At 51.5% G+C, this 16,504-nt stretch carries 14 protein-coding genes; 10 read left to right on the top strand and 4 right to left on the bottom strand.

Going from position 1 to position 16,504, the window contains the following annotated elements:
- Positions 1-57: 57 nt before the first annotated feature.
- Complete coding sequence (locus tag DI579_RS02935; RefSeq protein WP_290598389.1) at positions 58-1,083, bottom strand: C40 family peptidase; 1,026 nt, start codon at positions 1,081-1,083, stop codon at positions 58-60.
- A gap of 259 nt (positions 1,084-1,342) precedes the next feature.
- Positions 1,343-2,221, bottom strand: a complete 879-nt coding sequence (locus tag DI579_RS02930) for a C40 family peptidase (protein ID WP_303678660.1) — start codon at positions 2,219-2,221, stop codon at positions 1,343-1,345.
- A gap of 432 nt (positions 2,222-2,653) precedes the next feature.
- Between DI579_RS02930 and DI579_RS02925 the strand changes: the two genes are divergently transcribed.
- Both DI579_RS02925 and asnB read left to right on the top strand, forming a co-directional pair.
- The gene (locus tag DI579_RS02925) at positions 2,654-4,390 is read left to right on the top strand and encodes a DEDD exonuclease domain-containing protein (protein WP_303678659.1); all 1,737 of its coding nucleotides are present in this window, start codon (positions 2,654-2,656) and stop codon (positions 4,388-4,390) included.
- Positions 4,391-4,568: 178 nt separating this feature from the next.
- Positions 4,569-6,494, top strand: coding sequence for an asparagine synthase (glutamine-hydrolyzing) (gene asnB, locus DI579_RS02920; RefSeq protein WP_290598386.1), 1,926 nt, complete (start codon positions 4,569-4,571; stop codon positions 6,492-6,494).
- A gap of 93 nt (positions 6,495-6,587) precedes the next feature.
- On the opposite strand, the gene DI579_RS02915 is transcribed toward asnB, so the two are convergent.
- The gene (locus DI579_RS02915; RefSeq protein WP_290598385.1) at positions 6,588-6,935 is read right to left on the bottom strand and encodes an iron-sulfur cluster assembly accessory protein; all 348 of its coding nucleotides are present in this window, start codon (positions 6,933-6,935) and stop codon (positions 6,588-6,590) included.
- Positions 6,936-7,135: 200 nt separating this feature from the next.
- Here DI579_RS02915 and DI579_RS02910 point away from each other — a divergent pair, with 200 nt between their 5' ends.
- Positions 7,136-7,939, top strand: a complete 804-nt coding sequence (locus DI579_RS02910) for a DUF3043 domain-containing protein (RefSeq protein WP_303678658.1) — start codon at positions 7,136-7,138, stop codon at positions 7,937-7,939.
- A gap of 127 nt (positions 7,940-8,066) precedes the next feature.
- Positions 8,067-8,870: an adenosylcobinamide-GDP ribazoletransferase gene (locus DI579_RS02905; RefSeq protein ID WP_290598383.1), complete on the top strand. Its 804-nt coding sequence runs from the start codon at positions 8,067-8,069 to the stop codon at positions 8,868-8,870.
- Between the two features lie 121 nt (positions 8,871-8,991).
- Here DI579_RS02905 and DI579_RS02900 read toward each other — a convergent pair whose 3' ends face one another.
- On the bottom strand, positions 8,992-10,098 hold the full coding sequence (locus DI579_RS02900) for a branched-chain amino acid aminotransferase (protein ID WP_290598382.1): 1,107 nt from the start codon (positions 10,096-10,098) through the stop codon (positions 8,992-8,994).
- Between the two features lie 216 nt (positions 10,099-10,314).
- Here DI579_RS02900 and DI579_RS02895 point away from each other — a divergent pair, with 216 nt between their 5' ends.
- From DI579_RS02895 to glnA, 6 genes are all read left to right on the top strand, one after another.
- Positions 10,315-11,013, top strand: a complete 699-nt coding sequence (locus DI579_RS02895) for a biotin/lipoyl-containing protein (RefSeq protein WP_303678657.1) — start codon at positions 10,315-10,317, stop codon at positions 11,011-11,013.
- A gap of 127 nt (positions 11,014-11,140) precedes the next feature.
- Complete coding sequence (locus DI579_RS02890) at positions 11,141-12,076, top strand: 2-oxo acid dehydrogenase subunit E2 (RefSeq protein WP_303678656.1); 936 nt, start codon at positions 11,141-11,143, stop codon at positions 12,074-12,076.
- Positions 12,063-12,824 carry a lipoyl(octanoyl) transferase LipB gene (gene lipB, locus DI579_RS02885; protein WP_303678655.1) on the top strand — a complete coding sequence of 254 codons (762 nt, stop codon included), beginning with the start codon at positions 12,063-12,065 and terminating at the stop codon, positions 12,822-12,824. The genes DI579_RS02890 and lipB overlap by 14 nt, the downstream gene beginning before the upstream one ends.
- Complete coding sequence (locus tag DI579_RS02880; protein ID WP_290598379.1) at positions 12,821-13,828, top strand: lipoyl synthase; 1,008 nt, start codon at positions 12,821-12,823, stop codon at positions 13,826-13,828. Before lipB ends, DI579_RS02880 begins: the two co-directional genes overlap by 4 nt.
- 149 nt (positions 13,829-13,977) lie before the next feature.
- The gene (locus tag DI579_RS02875) at positions 13,978-14,754 is read left to right on the top strand and encodes a DUF4191 domain-containing protein (protein WP_290598378.1); all 777 of its coding nucleotides are present in this window, start codon (positions 13,978-13,980) and stop codon (positions 14,752-14,754) included.
- 178 nt (positions 14,755-14,932) lie between these two features.
- On the top strand, positions 14,933-16,369 hold the full coding sequence (glnA, locus tag DI579_RS02870; RefSeq protein ID WP_290598377.1) for a type I glutamate--ammonia ligase: 1,437 nt from the start codon (positions 14,933-14,935) through the stop codon (positions 16,367-16,369).
- Positions 16,370-16,504 lie beyond the last annotated feature (135 nt).

Here is a 16,504-nt window from a genome sequence, read left to right as displayed (position 1 = left end):
TATTTTGGGGTAGAGAACAGCACTAAAGAACACCAGTATCAGTGATCCGCACAGCGCCTAGTAACGACGAATCGTTTTAATAGGTGCGTGGTGAAGCGGTGCAAGTTGAACAGTCTGCCCAAACGTAGGAGCGTGCAGCACCTGCCCATTACCTGCATAAAGACCGACATGGCTAGCATCGGAGTAGTAGATAACGAGATCTCCAGGCTGGATATCCTTTGCGGGAACGGCAAGTCCACCAACTGCCATACCCTGGCTAGACCGTGGCAAGGTGACGCCAAGCTGACGGTACGCCCAGTAAACAAGACCGGAGCAGTCAAAAGCATTTGGTCCAGTTGCTCCCCATACATACGGTGAGCCGATACGCGTCATCGCGATCTGTAAGGCTTTATTACCAAGAATGTTATTACCGAAAGCGATCTTGGGATCGAATCCAGCCGGAAGTTTAACCCTCTTCCAAGAATCTCGCTGGCTAGGTGGTAGCGATGCGAATTCACTGCGCACAGCTGCGATACGCTTGCGCATGGTAATGCGTTCTTTGTTGAGGTCCCGTTGAGCTTTGCGTGCCTGTGCTTGCGCTTTGACAGCTTTCTCGCGGTTTTCCGCAGCAGTCCGTTGTGCCTGATGTGCTGAATTTACTACTTTTTCGTAATCAACCAGGATATTAAGGGTGGTCTGCGTCATCGCGGCTTCGCTGCGAGACTGGTCAAGGATCTCCTGCGGAGAATCCGCCATAAGAACTCGCACTACCCCCGCAGTTTGGCCATTACGAAGATTAATAGAGGCAATCTTGTTGAGGGGTTCTTGCATACCCTCTCGTTTGTGCTCAGCAATAGCAGCGTCTTTGCTTGCTTTCGCGATAGCTTTTTTCGCAGCAGCTTCATCCCGCTTTGCTTTTTGAAGATCGTCGTTAGCGTGATGAATTTTTTCTGATGTGCGCTCTGCTTCACGAGCTAATTTGCGTAACTGATTTAAAGGAGCGGGAGCAGCATTGGAGACTGTTCCAAGACCCGTCATGAGGGCAGTAGACATCACAAGTGCTGCCGTCGCCCGTACAGGACGTGATCCATGCATGTTACGCATCTTTACCTATCTTTCCAGGAACAAGTGGGCTAACTAATCGTTACCAGTAAATCTCTACTTGATCTCAGTTACGTCTCGTTTCGGTTTCCAATTTACGTCCACGATAGATTCTTGTCCATCTGATTCTGCTATGAAAATGCTGATTATCAGGCATTTATTCACTCTAATAACATCAGTAACAAGAGTTACATATTAAAAGCCTCGCCCAGTACGTCACACCGACCAGGCGAGGCTCATATAGCACTTATCAGGCCATTGTTTAGTAGTAGCGAGTAGCTCCATAATACGGCATGGAACTAAGAGCAACCTCGCGTACAGTCTGTCCCTCATACGGTGCGTGTATCACCTTGTTATGGCCAGAATAGACACCAACATGGCTAGCGTCACCATAGAAAGCAACAATATCTCCCGGCTGCAGATTCTTACGAGCAACAGCATGTCCACCCGCAATCTGATCCTGGGACGTCCTCGGAATGTTAATACCAAGCTGCTGGTGTGCCCATACGACAAGACCGGAGCAGTCGAAAGAGTGCGGACCGGTGCCACCCCACACATAGGGATCTCCGATCCTACTACGTGCGGCACGAACGATTTTAGCGCCGCGTTCCCGCTTAATATCCGCCTTGCTCTTTGGCTTCGGCTTGGGCTGAGGAGCAGGTTTAGGCGTAACAAGCTTCTCCACAGGGATAACTGTGTCGACTAAGGTTGCTACAGTTTTATCTTCAAGAATTTTATCGATATACGGCTGAACTGCCTTTTTAACAGGCTTTAATTCCTCGGCAAACGGCTCCGCTTTCTTTTCTAGCTGCGACGTAACAGGCTTAGCATCCTCGCGGATTTTCCGAGTTTTGGGAGCGTACTTCTTATTGATCTTTTCAGCAGTAGGAAGAGCTTTTTCTGAAACTTCGTGCGCAGTCTTCTCAACTTTCGCATTCCGGGCAGCAGTAGCATCTGCATGAGCACGCTTTACCTGTGTAAGCTCCGGAATTTCAATTGAGACCTGCGGAACTACCGGAGTACCAAGCTCAGCCGCCATAGCAGGTCCTGCAATGCCCCCCAGGATGCCAGCGGATACAACGCTAGCTGCGAGGGCCTGTGGGGCCGACGCATTCTTTGCCACCGCACGGTGCTTTGCCATGAGCTTTCTCCATTCATCATTTCTGCCTAGTGAACAACTTTCTCAACGTCACTAGTTAGACTGTCCGTACTACGAACCGACGCATAAGCCACTCACACGAGCCGCTATGCAAACCATTGTGTGAATTGCAGCGTGGATCACTGTGTAAATCGCAGTACGGATGAATCCCGACAGAATTCGCTTTGGTCTCAAAAAGATTACGAAAAGATAACCGTATTTGTCCACTTTTCATTACCGTATAGACACCAAAATACGTCGATAAAATCCATAAATTTTCTACAAACTTCGTTAAAACAGCAGGTTAAAGACTATCTGAACACAATTAAAAATATTTTTTAAAAAAATTTAAAAATAATCGCTTCTGGATCGTTCTTGCCTGCATAAATCCGATCCACTCGGGTTCTCTTACACCGAATCGTTATCGTATATAGCGTGACTACTGAACGCGCGTATCCACCACAAAAACCGGCCCGCCAAACCCTACCTTCACCCGCCCCTACCCCACTGTGGTCAGCACCATGGTCGGCACCGTGGTCCGCATCCGATCCCGCGCACAAAAATACTCGACACTACATTGACACAACTCCCTTATGTGATGTCACCTTCGTCGTTCTTGACCTGGAAACCACCGGTATGACTCCCGGGATAGATGCCATTACCGAAATAGGAGCCGTCCGTGTCACTGGCGGAGTTGTTGACAAGGAATTTTCCACCCTCGTTAACCCTCAACGCCCCATTCCCCCCTTTATTGAAAACCTCACTGGCATCACTAACCAGGATGTGCGCGACGCCCCCACTATTGACGCTGTATTCCCCGCACTGCTTGAGTTTATTTACGGCAGCACGCTCGTTGCCCACAACGCGTCCTTTGACCTCTCTTTCCTGAAAGCAACAGCCCAACAATTGGACTACTGCTGGCCAGATAATCCCTCCCTTTGCACCGTTAAATTAGCCCGGCGCGTCCTTGACAGAAATGAGGCCCCGTCCGTCAAACTCTCCGCTTTAGCTCATCTTTTTCACACCACAACACGTCCAACGCACCGTGCACTTGACGATGCTCGTACCACAGTTGAGGTACTGCATGGGCTTATTGATCGTGTTGGTAGCCAAGATATTACGACGATTACGGATCTTCACAATTATCGCGGTATCCACAATGCTGCTGTTTATGCCAAGCGCACTATGGCTACTGATCTTCCTCATCTTCCGGGTGTCTATATTTTCAAGGATTCCCATAACGTTCCCCTTTATGTGGGAACTGCGACTGATTTACATCGCCGCGTTATGAGCTACTTCAATGGTTCGGAGACTCGACGCCGCATGTCGGAGATGGTGCTTCTAGCTGACCATATTGATTATGTTGAGTGCCTTACGCCCTGTGAGGCCAGTATTCGTGAACTTCGCCTTATTCATGCCCATCAGCCCCCTTATAATCGTCGTTCCCGGGACCAAAAAGGGCATTGGTGGCTTATTCCTCCCCGTTCTTCAGCATCCACTCTGTATTCGTGTACGCGCACTGCCCCGTCCACTGGTTCCCCCGCGCTGGGGCCATTCCGTAAGCGTTCCACGGCCACTGCCATCGGCCAGCTTATTCACAATGACATACGCTCCGGTATTGCTCCCACTGAGCCTCTTACCGATAGCGAAAAGGAGGCCTGCGTACACGCTATAGCGGAACTGTCACAGGGAATTTCTACACCTCTTATAGAAAGGTCTCTGCATCGCCTAGAAGAGTTTTCTCAACAGCACCTTTACGAACAGGCAGCTGTCCTCCGTGACATTACTGCCACAGCTATCCCCGCACTCACGTCCCTCTACCAGTGCCAACAGTTACGCCAACAGGACGAAATTATTGTGGCGGAATCTGATGGCCGCGGCGGCTGGTTTTTTACAGCCATTCGCTATGGTGTGTTTGCCGGAACAGTGCACTGCCTTCGCGGGGAAAACTACCGCACCGCTATTGACCATTTGCATGCCAGTGCACAAACTATCCTCCCGGCGGAGGAAACGCCGCTGGTGGATTCTCTTGAAGAGCGCCACCTTCTTTACCGCTATCTCAGTAGCGGGCATGTGCGGCTTGTCAGTATGTATTTCCCGTGGGCAGAAGATCTGACCTCCGCCGGACGCTATCTTGACTGGGCGGAGCGTGCGCGTCTCCCTAAAGAGTAGGACGCTGACGTACGAACGCCGTCATCATGCGTTTGATCATGCTTTTGATCATGGGCTATGTCAGTCATTGCCTATTTAGTGGCATACTTAAGCGAACCCTTTACCTCACTTATCGAGGGAACAATACTTCACTTCTCGGCTAGGAATACTCCTAGTTTTTAGGAAGGACGAAATAGTTATGTGTGGCCTTCTCGGATTCCTGTCGGCAGACGGCACCGCTGCCCAATACGCGGATACGGTAACTGCAGCTCTTCCCTATATGCGTCACCGCGGTCCCGATGAACACCTCACCTGGCACAATGATGATGTTGTCTTTGGTTTCACGCGTCTTTCCATCATTGATATTGAAAATGCTCACCAGCCAATGGCGTGGGGACCAGCAGAGGACCCCGATCGTTACATTCTGGCGTTCAACGGTGAAATCTATAACTATGTTGAACTGCGGGAAGAACTACAGCGCGAGTTCAACGCAGAATTTCATACCACGGGTGACGGTGAACCCATCGTCGTGGGCTTCCACTACTGGGGTGAAGACGTTATTACACGTCTGCGCGGCATGTTCGCGTTCCTCATTTGGGACACCAAAACCCACACACTTTTTATGGGTCGAGATCCCTTCGGCATTAAGCCTCTCTATTACTGCCAGACAGATAAGGGAGCAGTTTTCGGTTCGGAGAAGAAGTGTCTGCTTTCTCTTGCCGATACTATTGGTCTTCCCCTTGACCTCGATAAACGAGCCCTTGAACACTATGTGGCCTTCCAGTATGTTCCCGAGCCGGAGAGTCTTCACACTGCTATTAGACGTCTTGAATCCGGTTGCTGCGCCACGCTAACCCCTGGTGGAGAACTTCATATCCGCCGCTACTTTGACCCCACCTTCCCTGTTGATAAAAGTGCCCACGACCATGAGCAGGCTCTTATCGACGGTATTACGGCAGCGCTGGAAGACTCCGTTGCTAAGCACATGCGTGCCGATGTTACTGTGGGCTCTTTCCTCTCTGGTGGAATTGACTCCACTGCTATTGCCGCACTTGCGAAGCGGCACAATGATAATCTGCTGACCTTCACCACTGGTTTTCACCGCGCGGGTTACTCCGAGATTGATGTTGCTGCCGGGTCCGCTAAAGCCATTGGGGTAGAACACATTGTTAAACCGGTAACACCGGAAGAATTTATTGAGGCCGTCCCCCGCATTATCTGGTACCTTGACGACCCCGTTGCCGATCCGGCACTCGTCCCCCTCTATTTTGTGGCTCGTGAGGCTCGCAAGCATGTCAAGGTTGTTCTCTCCGGTGAGGGCGCTGATGAACTTTTCGGCGGCTACACCATCTACAAAGAACCGCTTTCTCTTGCCCCCTTTGAGAAGATTCCGGGACCACTGCGGCGCGGCCTAGGAGCTTTCTCCGATATTCTCCCGGAGGGTATGCGCGGGAAGAGTTTACTGAAACGCGGTTCCATGACTCTAGAAGACCGCTACTACGGTAATGCTCGTTCGTTCACTTTTGAGCAGATGCATAACCTTATGCCGTGGACCACCCCGGAGTGGGATCACCAAGATGTCACCGATAGTATTTACGCCAAGTCGCAAGGCTGGGATCCGGTGGCCCGTATGCAGCATATTGACATGTTCACCTGGCTGCGTGGCGATATTTTGGTAAAAGCCGACCGTATCACCATGGCGAATTCTCTTGAGCTGCGCGTCCCCTTCCTGGACAAAGTGGTATGGGATGCAGCGCAGAAGCTCCCCTACGATATGAAGATCGCCCACGGCACTTCTAAGTGGGCACTACGAGAAGCACTCAAAACAATTGTTCCCGAGCATGTCCTCCACCGCCGGAAGCTTGGATTCCCTGTCCCCATCCGCCACTGGCTGGCAGGACCAGAAATGTATGACTGGGCCCGGTCGCTCATTCTCGAGTCCGAAGCCGATGCTCTCTTCGACAAGAGCGCCACGCTCACCATGCTCGATGAACATAAGAACGGTGTGATGGACCATTCCCGCAGAATCTGGACGATACTCTGCTTCATTATTTGGCACGGTATTTTCGTTGAAGACCGCATCCACCCGGAGATCCCTGAGCCACACTACCCAGTTACTGTGTAGAAACTGTTATATAGATACACAACGGTGCTGCTATTTTCTCGATAGCAGCACCGTTTAGTGAACTATGACGCTCTTAGTGGTTGAACATCCTTGTTAGTTGAAGGAATCTCCACACGCGCACGTTCCCTTAGCATTGGGATTATCAATCGTGAAGCCCTGCTTCTGAATAGTATCCGCATAATCAATAGTGGCACCCATCAGGTAGGGCATAGAGAGACGATCCACGACGAGGGTGACGCCACCGAACTCGTTGCGGACATCCCCATCAAGTTCACGGTCATCAAAGAAAAGCTGATAGCGCAGGCCAGCACACCCGCCGGGGGCAACGGCTAGACGCAATACAAGGTCATCCCGGCCTTCCGCATCGATAAGGGCTTTAGCTTTAGCGGCGGCTGCGTCGGTTAGGGTTACACCGGCAAGAAAATCCTTAGTGTCAGCCATGAACTACTCCTCACAAACGATTAGTTACGATCCACTTAATCTCTACGAGTGTAGAACGATTCCACCCAAGAAACTATTCCCACCACACCTTCAACGACACCATTCCTTCCACCGTTTATAGCGGCAGCTACCCCACCAGCTCTATGCCACCTCTGCAGCATGAGTTAGATTCAACACACTTTTTCCTTTAGCCTAAGGGGGTGAAACTCTTTCGTCGTGACTCTAAAAACTGTGACTCTAACAACGCTGTTTCGCCAGAAGTGGAACCCTCAGTTGAGGAAAAGACTGAGCCAGTAGCTCCTCCGAAGAAGAACTCTGCTTACACTCCGAAGAAGGGTTACGCTACCCCCCGCCGCCGTGATGTTGAACGTGCTCGCGGTATTCAGCGTGGACCCGTCGCCCCGGCTCCTATGACGCGTAAAGAAGCTCGCGCACGCGAAGATGCCCGCTACGCCGGCATGACGAAAGAAGAGAAAAAAGCCGCCAAGGCACGCGAACGCGAAGAGCGCCGTATGCAACAGGAATATCGTCGTGAGCGGATGGCTGCTGGTGACGACGATTACGTTCTGCCACGCGATAAAGGCCCTGTTCGCCGGTTTGCACGCGACTGGGTGGACTCCAACTGGACGCCTATTTCGTGGCTGTTCCCCGTCGTTCTTTTCCTGCTTATTTTCACAATGATTCCGAATTATTCGATTCAGCGCTTTGTGCAATACCTTATGTATTTCTGCTTCATTGTGCTTCTTGTGGAAACATTCCGCATTTGCATTACGGTTTCCCACCGGGCAGAGAAGGAGTTTCCGAATAAGGGGAAGAAAGAAACCGGGTTCCGTCTGGGATGGTATGCCTTCATGCGTGCTACTCAGCCACGCCATTGGCGTAATCCAGTTCCGCAAACTGCACCCGTTTTTCCCTGGTCAAAGTCCACTGACGGGGAAGAAACTGATACTTCCGCTCCTGCATCTGAAGAAGAAAAACCCTCACGGAAGAAGAATACTGACTAGTTAACGAGCGAAAATCCTTCGGACGGAGCTGTAAAAAAGATACACTCACGTTTAACGAGTACCTACTTGTACTCCACTGGAACATATTTCCCAGCATGGCTAAGTGTATCGATACGAGTTCGGAGGTATGGCGGTAATGATTGGATTCCGTACAGCTCTCTCATGGTTGACTATCTTCCCAGTGAAGGCCCCGGACGACGTTAACCGACACGTAGGAGCTCGTGTTGTGAAAGCCACTCCCCTGGTTGGTGTTGTACTGGGGTTACTGTGCGGACTGGTATCGTGGGGACTCTCCGCCGCTGCTATACCATGGCCCATTACCGGCATCATTCTTACCGTACTGCTCGTTATTCTTACCCGCGGTATACATGTGGACGGTTTAGCCAACACTTTTGATGGATTGACGTCCTACCGGGAGCCGAAAGAAGCCCGTCGAATTATGCATGATGGGCAAGTGGGATCTCCTGGCCTAACCGCCGTTGTCTTAGCTCTTATTGCGGAAAGCCTTGCATTTGGCTTATTGAGTATCCATAACGGTCATATTATGACGGGTACCGTTATTGCCGTGGCCCAATGGAGTACACCACTTATGTGTGCGTCGGGGGCTTCACCAGTACCGCGTGACGGTTTCGGCTTCCTCATGGTGAGCACACAGCGCCCCCTTTTCGGCTGGATAATGTCTAGCATGGGAGCTTTACTGTTTACCGGGGCAGCAGCAGTAACGTCAGCACTGTGTGGACAGATGCCGGATGTATCCGTCGTCATCGCGCTACTGTATAGCGCCATAGCAGTGGGTGTCACGGTATTCTACCGCCAGCAGTGCGTCCGCATACTTGGGTGTGTAGACGGCGATGTGCTTGGGGCAAATGTAGAGTTGCTCCAGTCCTGCGGTGCTGTTATGGCAGTTTGTGCAGTAACGGCGCTTCTCTAGATTACTTCGCACACAATAATTATCGCCCCCGCTGGGTATAGCGGGGGCGATAATATTCTCGTAACAGTGCTTATGGCTCGTCACAATAATTTATTGCATGTGTAATTGTTGTGGTCCGTCACTAGACCAATTTGTACAACCAGTGATGGCTATCGGGACGTTCACCACGCTGAATACCTGTGAGAGTTTCGCGCAGCTGCATGGTAATAGCACCGGACTGACCGTCATTAACAGTAAATTCACCATCGCGGGATTTGAAGGAACCAATGGGGTTAATAACGGCGGCTGTTCCACAGGCAAAGGCCTCCGTAATTTCTCCCTTTGCTACTCGATCAGTGAGTTCGGTGAACGTAATAACGCGTTCTTCCATGGTGTAGCCCAAATCGCTGACCACAGTCTTCAATGAATCTCGCGTAATACCGGGAAGAAGAGAACCTGATAGAGCAGGCGTAATGACGGTAACATCATCACCGTCCTGGGCCACGAACATAGCGTTCATACCGCCCATCTCTTCAATATTTTCGCGCTTAATAGCATCCAGCCACAAAACTTGATCACAGCCTTGTTTGGATGCGGCATCCTGCGCAGCCAATGAAGCAGCATAGTTACCGGCGAATTTAGCAGCACCGGTACCCCCCGGGCAGGCACGCACATACTCGTGGGAAACCCACACCGTTACCGGCTTTATGCCTCCCTCGGAGAAATATGCGCCAGCTGGAGACGCAATAAGAACATAGGTGAACTTCTTCGCAGGATGAACTCCCAGTCCATTCTCTGTAGCAAACATGAAGGGACGCAGGTAGAGGCATTCCTCGCCACCCGGCTGCGGAACCCATTCCTGGTCGATAGTGACAAGTTCCTTGATGGAATCGATGAAATCTTCTTCGGAGAGTCTTGGCATGGCCATACGGTCAGCAGAGGACTGGAAACGGGCGGCGTTAGCGGTGGGACGGAACGTGACAATTTCGCCATCAGCATGACGGTACGCCTTCAGCCCCTCGAAAATGGCTTGTCCATAGTGCAACACCATGGAGGCGGGTTCCACAGAGAAGGGAGCATAGGGGACGACACGGTGATTGTGCCAGCCTTTACCCTCCTCATAATCAATAACCACCATGTGGTCAGTGAAATGAGAGCCGAAGCCAGGATTGGCAAGAATTGCTGCACGTTCCTCATCGCTATGCGGATGGGGAGAACGGTGAATAGTAAAAGTAGAGTGTTGAGCCATGGGCATTATGGTACCTTACTTTGCAGCTAGCGCTGCTGAGACTAGCTTTTTCTTCACATAGTGAGCAAAATTCAGCAATCTCCACTGCGATCTCTAGTGCGATCTTCTTGTGCGATAGCAATGCGAATACTTCACCACACTATGAAGGAGAAAGGAGCCATTCGAATCAACAGGGTAGTCTAAGGACATACGTACCCCTCTATAAGGAGTTGTGGCATGGCTGTCTCTGTAACACTTCCCGAACTCGGTGAATCAGTAACGGAAGGAACCGTTACACGCTGGCTAAAAAATGTTGGAGATACTGTTGCACAAGACGAGCCTTTAGTTGAGATCGCTACAGACAAAGTAGATACCGAAATCCCCTCCCCGGAAAGCGGTGTGCTCGTAGAGATTTGCGCCTGGGAAGACGATACTGTCGAAATTGGCGGGTTGCTGGCACGTATTGCCAGCAAAGATGACGTTACGGAAACCGCGGAACCTGTCTCAAACTCTGCCGCAGAGCCTGTACCGGCGGAGGAAATATCTGCCGGCAGGCACTCACGAAATAGCGAACCGGAAGAACCGGAAGAACCAGAAAAGGAAGACACACCAGACGCAAGCGACGTGCACTACTGTGAAGTCCTCATGCCGGAAGTGACGGAATCTACGGCAGACAGTTCTACTGCCGACTCTACTACCAGCACCATTATTCGTTGGTGCACAAAACTGGGAGACCACGTTCATACACATGATCCCCTTTTGGAAGTCTCTATTAGCACAACTGCTCAAACAGTCACGAAAACAATCCCTTCTCCCGCTAACGGCATACTCGTCCAAATTTGCGCGCGTGAAGATGGCACCATTTCTACCGGGCAAGTATTAGCAGTTCTCCAGAGAGTCAGAGACCCCGAAGCCAGTAGCGACTCCTGTTGCTGAGAAAGCTACTCTGAAGGTTCCGCAAACGTCCCCCAGTTTTCACAATGTTCCCGGCATATCCACTTTTGGGGAAGAACCGTCACACACAAACACTGCGAGTACTGACCGTAGTTATGTCACTCCACTTGTGCGGAAGTTAGCTGCGGAAAAACATGTCGACCTTGCACACGTACACGGCAGCGGACTCGGCAGACGCATCGTGAAGAAAGACATTCTTGACTATGCGGCCACGCAGGAACACCGTCAGGCCTCTGCACAAACACAAACAGTTGGCATAGACTCCGGAGTATTAGGCATTTCTCCTTCTGCTTCTACTCCAATGGGTGACGCCGCTAACCTCCGTGGGACTACTCACCCTGCTTCCCCCATACGGCAATCTGCTGCCGCTGCAGCTCTTGCGGCGGGACAGAGCACTGCGCAAGTTTCTCAAGTATTCGACACGGATGTGACAAATCTTCTGCGTCGCCTAACCTCAATTCGTACGGAGAGCCCTTCCACTACACTGTCTTTGCGCGCATGCGCTATCTATGTGGTATCCCGTCTGCTGCGTCGTCATCCGGCTCTTAACGCCAGCTATGACAAGCAGAATCAGCAGATTACCTACTATGAGGATATTGATCTTTCCATTGGGATTGATACGCCACAGGGTCTCCTCTCCCCCGTTCTTCACCATGCTGACCAGTACAGTCTTAATGAAATTGGACAGCATGTGCAGAATATGGAAGAACGCTGTTTAAACGGCACTCTTACCCCTCGCGATCTTAGTGGTGGTACGTTCACGTTATCCCACCCCACGTCTATGGGTGCCTTATGGGAGACTCCCCTTGTTATTCCACCGCAATCAGCAGCACTGTCTATTGGTACTCCAGTACAGCGTCCCGTTGTTGTGGATGGCGCGGACGATAGCGCTATCGCTATCCGCGACATGGTATATCTCACGCTGAGCTACGACGCATGTCTTATCGACTCTTCCGCGGCGAGCTGTTTCCTTCACGATTTACAGCATGCCCTCCGTGAGGCGAGTTTCCTCGACGATACCGATGATGACAATGGCCTCGCCTAACCCTCAGCCACCACACGTAGCTCCTGTTTCTTCCCGCGCCTCCCACCTACCCTTCGATTTTCAATGGTTAGGAGAGGTTGACTACGACGCATCTTGGCGTCGCCAAGAAGAGGAGACAGCCCGACGCAAAGCTAGTGCGCAAGATCCTCACCAGGCTGAGACTGCGCGAGATGTTGTTCTCCTGTTGACGCATCCGTCCGTTTACACGGCGGGGCGTATGACGGAGGATAGCGATCTTCCCGATAACGGTGCACCAGTTGTTTCTATTAACCGGGGTGGGCGTATTACGTGGCATGGGCCGGGTCAGTTGGTGGGGTATCCCATTATTAAGCTGGCGGAGCCCATGGATGTTATTGCCTTTGTGCGGCGAACGGAGGAAGCCCTTATTCGGGTCGTTAACGATTTTGGTGTGACGGCAGGGCGAGTTGCGGGACGTTCTGGTGTGTGGGTTCCCAGCGATGCGGCAGTGGGGTTGCCGGGTGGTCGTCCTGAACGCAAGATAGCGGCGTTGGGTTACCATCTGACCGGTGGGGTAAGCCAGCATGGTTTTGCGGTGAACTGTTGCAATTCTGTAGAGCCATACAGCCATATAGTGCCGTGTGGGATTAGTGATGCTTCAGTGACGACACTGTCGTTGGAGGTAGGCGAAACTATTACTCCTACTGATATTCTTCCCGCTGTACAGCACTATTTTCAGTTGGCGTTGGATGGTGAGCTGGAGCTGACGGAGGGAGAGATTCCCCGATGAGTGATCTCTCTGCGGGAAGAAAATTGCTTCGTATTGAACGGCGCAATGCAGAGCATCCTATTGAGAAGAAACCTGCGTGGATTCGTACAACTGCGCGAACTGGCCCGCATTTCCAGGATATGAAGTCGCTGGTAAAAGGGGCTTCTTTGCATACTGTGTGCCAGGAGGCTGGCTGCCCTAACGCCTATGAGTGTTGGGAAGATCGGGAGGCTACTTTTCTGATTGGGGGAAGTCGCTGTTCACGACGGTGTGATTTTTGCCAGATTGATTCTGGTAAGCCGCAGCCGCTTGATCCTGATGAGCCGCGTCGTGTTGCGGAGAGCGTACGACATTTACACTTGCGCTACTCTACCATTACTGGTGTCACCCGTGATGATCTTCCCGATGAGGGGGCATGGTTGTATGCGGAAACTGTGCGAGAGATTCATCGCTTGAACCCTGGTACTGGGGTGGAGAATCTCATTCCGGATTTTCATGCTGATCCGCAGCTTTTAGAGGAAGTGTTTGCGGCACGTCCGGAAGTGCTTGCCCATAATGTGGAGACAGTGCCGCGGGTAATGCGGAAGATTCGACCGGCTTTTACATATGAGAATTCCCTGTCCGTTCTTACACAGGCACGGGATTATGGGCTTGTGACGAAGTCGAATCTCATATTGGGGATGGGTGAAACCCCTGCTGAGGTTGAGGAGGCGCTTGTTGATCTGCGGAACGCCGGATGCGACATTATTACTATTACGCAGTATCTACGCCCGTCTCCGCTCCATCACCCTATTGATCGGTGGGTGCGCCCGGAGGAGTTTCTCCACTATGCAGATTTAGCCCATCAGCTGGGTTTTCCCGGTGTCATGGTGGGACCACTGGTGCGGTCAAGTTACCGTGCTGGGCAGCTCTATGCGCAGGCTATGCATAACTTAGGGCGGGACTTACCTCCTTCTCTAGCACACCTTTCCACGAGTAAAGGAGCATCGCAGGAAATACATAATGTTCTGCATCGCCTACACTAGAGCTAGCGTGTTATACGTCGACCTGCTCAAATGATAGATAGTTGGGTAGGGGAAGTCGGTAAAGGAAGTCAGTAAGAAGTAACTCGCTCATTCCGTTCTATAAATGGCACTATGAATAGAACTGCACCGCACTATCTCAAGGGAGAGTAATGGCGAAGAAGGAAAAATCATTAGCCGAAATGACACGGGAAGAACGCAAAGAAGCTCGCCAAGCTAAGCGTAAGTCCCGTCAGGCAACACTGAAGCAGGTGTGGACTGCCTTTAACGTGCAGCGTAAAGAAGATAAGAAGCTGCTCCCCATTATGATTGCGGTCCTGCTGGTAGTGCTGGTCGCTATTATTCTTATTACGTACTTCTGCATGAATGGCTCGTGGGTGACGTGGCTCTTCATGATGATTGCGGCAATTCTTCTGGCCCTTGTTATTGACATGGCAATCTTTACTCGCCGCATGACCAATACTCTCTACGCCAAAGCCGATGGCCAGCCTGGTATGGCGGGGTGGGTGCTGTCTCAATTAAAGGGGACCTGGCGTGTGCAGCAGACGGTTGCCGGTAACACCAACTTGGATGTTGTTCATCGAGTAGTGGGCCGTCCTGGCATCATTTTGGTGGGTGAGGGCAACCATTCTCGTTTACGTAGCCTTATGCAGAGTGAAAAACGTAAACTTGCCCGCGTTGTTGGCGATACTCCTATCTATGAAATCTATGTTGGGCATGGGGATGACGAAGTGGAGATGAAAAAGCTTGAACGCACCATTAAGCATCTCCCGAAAAACATTGACCGCGATAAGGTGGATTTCATACAACACCGCCTCGATTCTCTTGCCGCTAAATCCGGCGTGATGGGTATTCCGAAAGGCCCTGTTCCTAATGGTGCAAAAATGCGTAACGTACAGCGTTCAGCGCGGCGGCGTACGCATCGTTAAATATTAAAGCCACCCCTATAAGTTCATATTTAGACAACCATCGTTGCTTAACACATGTTGTTAACGGAAAAAGCCATCGTGTAACACGTCGGAAACACGATCTTGACTCCTAAGCAACACCATTCCTCTAGAGTGAAGACATCACCGGATAAAACGGTCTCAATCAAGGAGAATCACCGTGGGATTTACCAGTCCTCAAGAAGTAGTCGATTACATCAAAGCTGAAGAAGTCGAGCTTGTCGACATCCGATTTACCGATCTCCCCGGTATGGAGCAGCACTTCACTATTGACGCTGCCGACTTCACTGTAGACGCCATGGAAGAAGGACTCGCTTTTGACGGCTCCTCCATTCGCGGTTTTGCCACCATTGACGAGTCCGATATGTCACTACTCCCGGATCTCTCCCGCGCACGTATCGATCCTTTCCGCAAAGTAAAAACCCTCAACGTAGAATTCTTCGTCCACAACCCGCGTACCCGCGAGCCCTACAGCCGCGACCCCCGCAATATTGCCCGCAAGGCTGAAGAATACCTGGTCTCCACTGGCATTGCCGACACCTGCTACTTCGGTGCAGAGGCAGAATTCTACGTATTCAACAGCATTCGCTACGCTACCGAGATGAATACGTCCTTCTACGAGATTGATTCCGAAGAAGGATGGTGGAACCGCGGTAAAGAACTAGACGTGGATGGTACTCCCAACCGCGGATACAAGACCCGTATTAAGGGCGGCTACTTCCCTGTTGCTCCTTACGATCACTACCAAGACCTCCGCGACGAGATGTGTCACTACCTGCGCGCTTCTGGTTTTACTCTGGAACGCGCCCACCATGAGGTTGGCAATGGTGGCCAGATGGAGATTAACTACCGTTTCAACACTCTCCTTCACGCCGCGGACGATGTTCAGCTTTTCAAGTACATTATTAAGAACACCGCGTGGATGAACGGCCTCACCGCCACCTTCATGCCAAAGCCGCTCTATGGCGATAATGGCTCCGGCATGCACGCCCACATGTCCCTGTGGAAAGACGGTGCGCCCCTCTTCTACGATGAGAATGGTTACGGTGGCCTCTCCGATCTGGCACGCTACTTCATTGGCGGTATCCTCGAACATGCCGCCGCAGTATTGGCTTTCACCAACCCCACTATTAACTCCTACAAACGCCTGGTGAAGGGCTACGAAGCCCCCGTCAACCTGGCTTACTCGCAGGGCAATCGCTCTGCCTGCGTTCGTATTCCGCTAACGGGTAATAACCCCAAGGCGAAGCGTATTGAATTCCGCTGCCCGGACCCCTCCTCCAACCCCTACTTGGCTTTTAGTGCCATGCTGATGGCTGGCCTGGATGGTATCAAGAACCGTATTGAGCCAATGGCCCCCATCGACAAGGACCTCTACGAGCTACCTCCTGAGGAAGCGAAGAACATTCCGCAGACACCCGCCACCCTTGATGAAGCTCTCGATGCTCTTGAAGAGGATCATGACTTCCTCACCGAAGGCGACGTCTTCACTGAGGATCTCATCTCCACCTGGATCAACTACAAGCGGGATGTGGAGCTTAATGCTGCACGCCTACGCCCCACCCCCGTCGAGTTTGAACTCTACTACGACTGCTAAACAATACGTGCTAGGTAACACCGCACACTATGGAGCGCCGCTCTTTCACACAACATCTATAACAGAATAACCAGAATAATTGTGATGATGGTCCCGGTTTCTTACACACGGAAACCGGGATCATTGTCAAAAATA

The sequence above is a fragment of the Lawsonella clevelandensis genome (assembly GCF_003241315.1).
Taxonomy (GTDB): Bacteria; Actinomycetota; Actinomycetes; order Mycobacteriales; family Mycobacteriaceae; genus Lawsonella; species Lawsonella clevelandensis_A.
Note: the sequence above shows the minus strand (reverse complement) of the source record. Positions and strands in the feature narration are given on the sequence as shown.